The sequence below is a fragment of the Streptomyces sp. SID3343 genome (assembly GCF_009865215.1).
In the GTDB taxonomy this organism is placed as follows: domain Bacteria; phylum Actinomycetota; class Actinomycetes; order Streptomycetales; family Streptomycetaceae; genus Embleya.
Map to the genome: position 1 here is coordinate 1 of NZ_WWJX01000968.1, position 3,636 is coordinate 3,636.

The window sequence follows — 3,636 nt, forward strand, 5'->3', positions numbered from 1 at the left end:
CCGCGTCGACCATGCGACCCAGTACCAGCGGGGTCGCCAGACCCACCGCGGTGGACGCGGCCAACAGCGCGCCGGCGGCGACGGCCGACCGGCGGTGGGGGCGCATCAACCGGTAGGCGGCCCGGCGGGTCTGCGCCGCGCCGGCGACCGGGAGCAGCGGCGATGGCCCGGTGGGCGCGAATCCGTCGTTTCGGTGGCCGGGCTCGGCGTCGGGACCGGAAACGCCTTCGGCGGGTGCGGAGTTCACGCGAGCACGACCTTGCGATAGGTGGACGAGGTCGCCGACAGTTCGACGTGCGTGCCGGTGGTCGCGGCGGCGCCCGCCGCGAGCACGATCACCCGGTCGCACTCGGCGAGCAGGGTCGCGCTCGTGGTCAGCAGGACGGTGGTGAGCCCGGCCCGCTCGGCGCGGATCCCGGCCGCGATCCGCCCCTCGGTGACGGTGTCGACCGACGTGGTGGGGTCGTGCAGCACCAGGACCGGCGCCCTGGTGGCCAACGCCCGGGCCAGTGCGAGGCGTTGGCGTTGGCCGCCGGACAGGGACAGGCCCTGTTCGGTGACGGGGCTGTCCAGGCCGGCCGGCAGTGCCGCGACGTCCTCGTGCACCCGGGCGGCGGTGAGCGCGGCCAGGACCGCGGGCCCCTCGCCCGCGACGTTGCCGGCGATCGTCCCGGTGAACACGGCGGCGTCGTGGGGCGGGGCCACCACCACCCGGTGCAGGTCGTCCGGGTCCAGTTCGTGCACGGCGGCGCCGTCCAGGTACAGAGCGCCCGCGTCGGGGTCCGCGCGACGGGCGAACGAGTCGAGCAGCGCGCGGGCGTTGCCCGCGTCGTCGGTGACGATGCCCACGAACTCCCCGGGCTCGATGCCGAAGGAGGCACCGACCAGGTTGCCCACGGTGAGATCGGCGGCGCGTATTCGGCCGCCGACGGCGCCTGCCGCGACGGCGGGCAGCGCTCGGGTCCCGGCGCCGACGGCCGGTTCGGCACCGAGCAGGGCCGCGACCCGCCGCGCCGAGGCCCGCGCCCGACCCAGGCCGGAGGCGAAGTACGCGACGTCCACGAGCGGTCCTTGCAGGAACTGGGCCAGTCCCACGACCGCGACCAGTTCGCCGACCGTGAGCTGTCCCCGGGCGGCCAGTCGGGCGCCGACGAGTGCGATCAGGGCCAGGAAGCCGCCGGTGAGCAGGGTGTTGGCGGCCGAGTACCAGGCCTGGGCGCGTTCGGTGCGCAGTGTCGCCGCGAGCGCGGCCCGGCTGTCGCGCCGGTAGCGGCGGGCGGCCTCGGGTCCGCCGCCGATGCCGTGCAGGACGCGCAGTCCGCAGAGCAGGTCGTCGGCGCCCGCGCCGGCGCGGGCGACGAGTTCGTGGTCCTGTTCGCTGCGGCGTTCCAGCGGTCGGCTCAGGGCCTGCATCGCGAGCAGCATCGGCGGCGTGCCGAGCAGGACCAGCAGGCCCAGCGGCAGGGAGATCACCAAGAGTGCGACGGCGCTGGTGACGATGCCCGCGGCGGCGGCGAGTTTGCTGCTCAGCGTGTGGGTGAACCGGGCCACCGTCCGGGCGTCCCCGGTGGCCAAGGCGACCAGTTCGCCGGGCATCCGGCGCGGCGTCATGCCGTGCGGGTCCAGGGCCCGGCGGGCGACGGCCATCCGCACGTCGTGCGCGCCGTACTCGGCGACCCGGGCGGCGGCTCGGGCAGCGAAGCGCCACGAGCACAACAGCCCGGCGAACACCAGGGCCAGCACGGTCAACCAGCGCCACAGCGCGCCGGCGTCCCCGGTGGCCACCGCTTGGTCGATCACCGCGCCGACGGTCACCGGGACCGCCGCCTCGGCGACCTGATGCCCCGTCAACCCCATGGACGCGCCGACCAGTCGACGGCCGCGCCGGTCGCCGGTCAGGGCCCGGCGCAGCACGTCGTGGGGCGTCACGGGCGTCACGGGCGTCACGGGCGGTCCGGGTGATCCCGGCGAAACGGTGGGTGCGGGCATGGGAGCCGACGGTAGTGACCGGGCGCCGACGCGCCACCGTCGATCGGCCGGCTCGTGGCTCGAATCGGCCAATGCGACGTCGGGTGTCCGATTCGCGACACGGTCTGGCGTATGCCCGACATCGGGTGTTGCGGGATGGGATCACCTCGCGTATTCATAGGCAAGGCTTACCTAACTTCCCGTGTCGTGCCCTTCCCTCGGAGACCCCGATGACGACCGCTCCACCGCTCCACCGGACACCGCTTCGAGTCCCCCGCGACCTCGGGACCGTGCTCGGCACCGACACCCGGACACCCGGCGGGACCGACGCCGAGTGGAGCCGGATCACCGGCGAACTGACCCGGCGCGGCTTCGGGCTCGGGCTCGGGGCGCTGTCGCTGACCGGGCTGCTCGCCGCGTGCGGCGGTTCACGGCCCGAGGAGACGACGCAGACGGCGGGCATCGACTTCGCCTACAACGGCTACTCCGCGCGGATTCCGGCCGACCCCAAGCGGGTGGTGGTCCTGGACCCCCGTACCGGCGTCGAGTTCGCCGTGATGGCGGGCTACCCGCTGATCGGCGGCTACCGCATCGAGGGCAGGAACCACCTCTCCGACCACCTCCCCGCCGACTTCAAGGTGTTGGAGGGTCACGTCAGGGCGCCCAACGCGGAGGCCATCCTCGCGCAACGGCCCGACCTGCTCGTGGTCGGCTCCGACTGGTGGAAGTTCTACCAGGACAACAAGATGCTCACCGAGCACATCGCCCCGGTGCTCGTGGTCGCCGGCGGCTTCAGCCCCGACTGGCGCCGCTTCACCGGTGAGCAACTGACCCTGCTCGGCCGTGCGGACGCGGCGACGCGCGTGCTCGCCGACTACGACGCGCGTCTGGCTTCGGCGCGGGCCGAGGTCGGGCCGCTGCTCGCGGGCCGCAAGGTGCTCATCGGCGGGGCCGACGAGACGCAGTTCTGGGTCCAGACCCGCAGCTTCTACGTCGCCGTCGCCCGGGAACTGGGGATGGAGGTGATGTTCCACGACCCCGATCGCGACCCGGCCAAGAACATGAACGAGTTCTACAGCCCGGAGCGGATCGACGTGTTCGCCCCGGCCGACCTGATCATCTGCAAGGACCCCGACGCCCCGGCCACCCGGGCCGAGACCTGGAAGCGCCTGCCCGCCGTCCGGGCCGGCCGGGTCGCGGCGCTGAACTACGACACCACCGCCGGGCTCGCGCTGACCGCGCGGGCACTGCTCGACGAACTCGTATCCGCCGCGAAGCTGCTGGGGTGACCACGCCATGAAGAACCTGATACACCGGGGCACGGTGCTCGAACACACCTACCTCACGCCCGGGATGATCCGGATCGTTTTCGGCGGCGAAGGGTTGCGCGCGTTCGAGACCAGCGGCATCGGCGACGAGTACCTGCGGCTGTACTTCCCACTGCCGGACACCGGCGAGTTGGTCCTGCCGTCCCCGACCGACCCGGACGGGGAGGAGGACGCGGACGCCGCCGCCGTCGAGTACTCGCCGGCGCGGCGCTACACCGTGCGGCGGTTCGACCCCGAACGCGGCGAGCTCACCGTCGACTTCGTCGTGCACGACGGCGGTATCGCGAGCGCGTGGGCGCTCGCCGCCGCGCCCGGCGCCGAACTGGGCATCGGCTCGCCG

At 73.7% G+C, this 3,636-nt stretch carries 3 protein-coding genes and 1 pseudogene; 2 read left to right on the forward strand and 2 right to left on the reverse strand.

Going from position 1 to position 3,636, the window contains the following annotated elements:
• A pseudogene (locus GT354_RS30520) lies at nt 1–247 on the reverse strand (ABC transporter ATP-binding protein); the annotation flags it as partial.
• Nucleotides 244–1,929 carry an ABC transporter ATP-binding protein gene (locus GT354_RS30525; RefSeq protein ID WP_346012249.1) on the reverse strand — a complete coding sequence of 562 codons (1,686 nt, stop codon included), beginning with the start codon at nt 1,927–1,929 and terminating at the stop codon, nt 244–246. The gene GT354_RS30525 and the pseudogene GT354_RS30520, both read right to left, overlap by 4 nt.
• A gap of 269 nt (nt 1,930–2,198) precedes the next feature.
• On the opposite strand from GT354_RS30525, the gene GT354_RS30530 reads away from it, so the two are divergent.
• Complete coding sequence (locus GT354_RS30530) at nt 2,199–3,257, forward strand: ABC transporter substrate-binding protein (RefSeq protein WP_161359609.1); 1,059 nt, start codon at nt 2,199–2,201, stop codon at nt 3,255–3,257.
• A gap of 7 nt (nt 3,258–3,264) precedes the next feature.
• Nucleotides 3,265–3,636, forward strand: a 372-nt coding sequence (locus GT354_RS30535) for a siderophore-interacting protein (RefSeq protein ID WP_161359610.1), incomplete at its 3' end; no start/stop codon positions are given.

Coding starts and splice junctions, on each gene's coding strand:
- GT354_RS30530 (WP_161359609.1), top strand. CDS start 2,199: ATGACGACCGCTCCACCGCTCCACCGGACACCGCTTCGAGTCCCCCGC.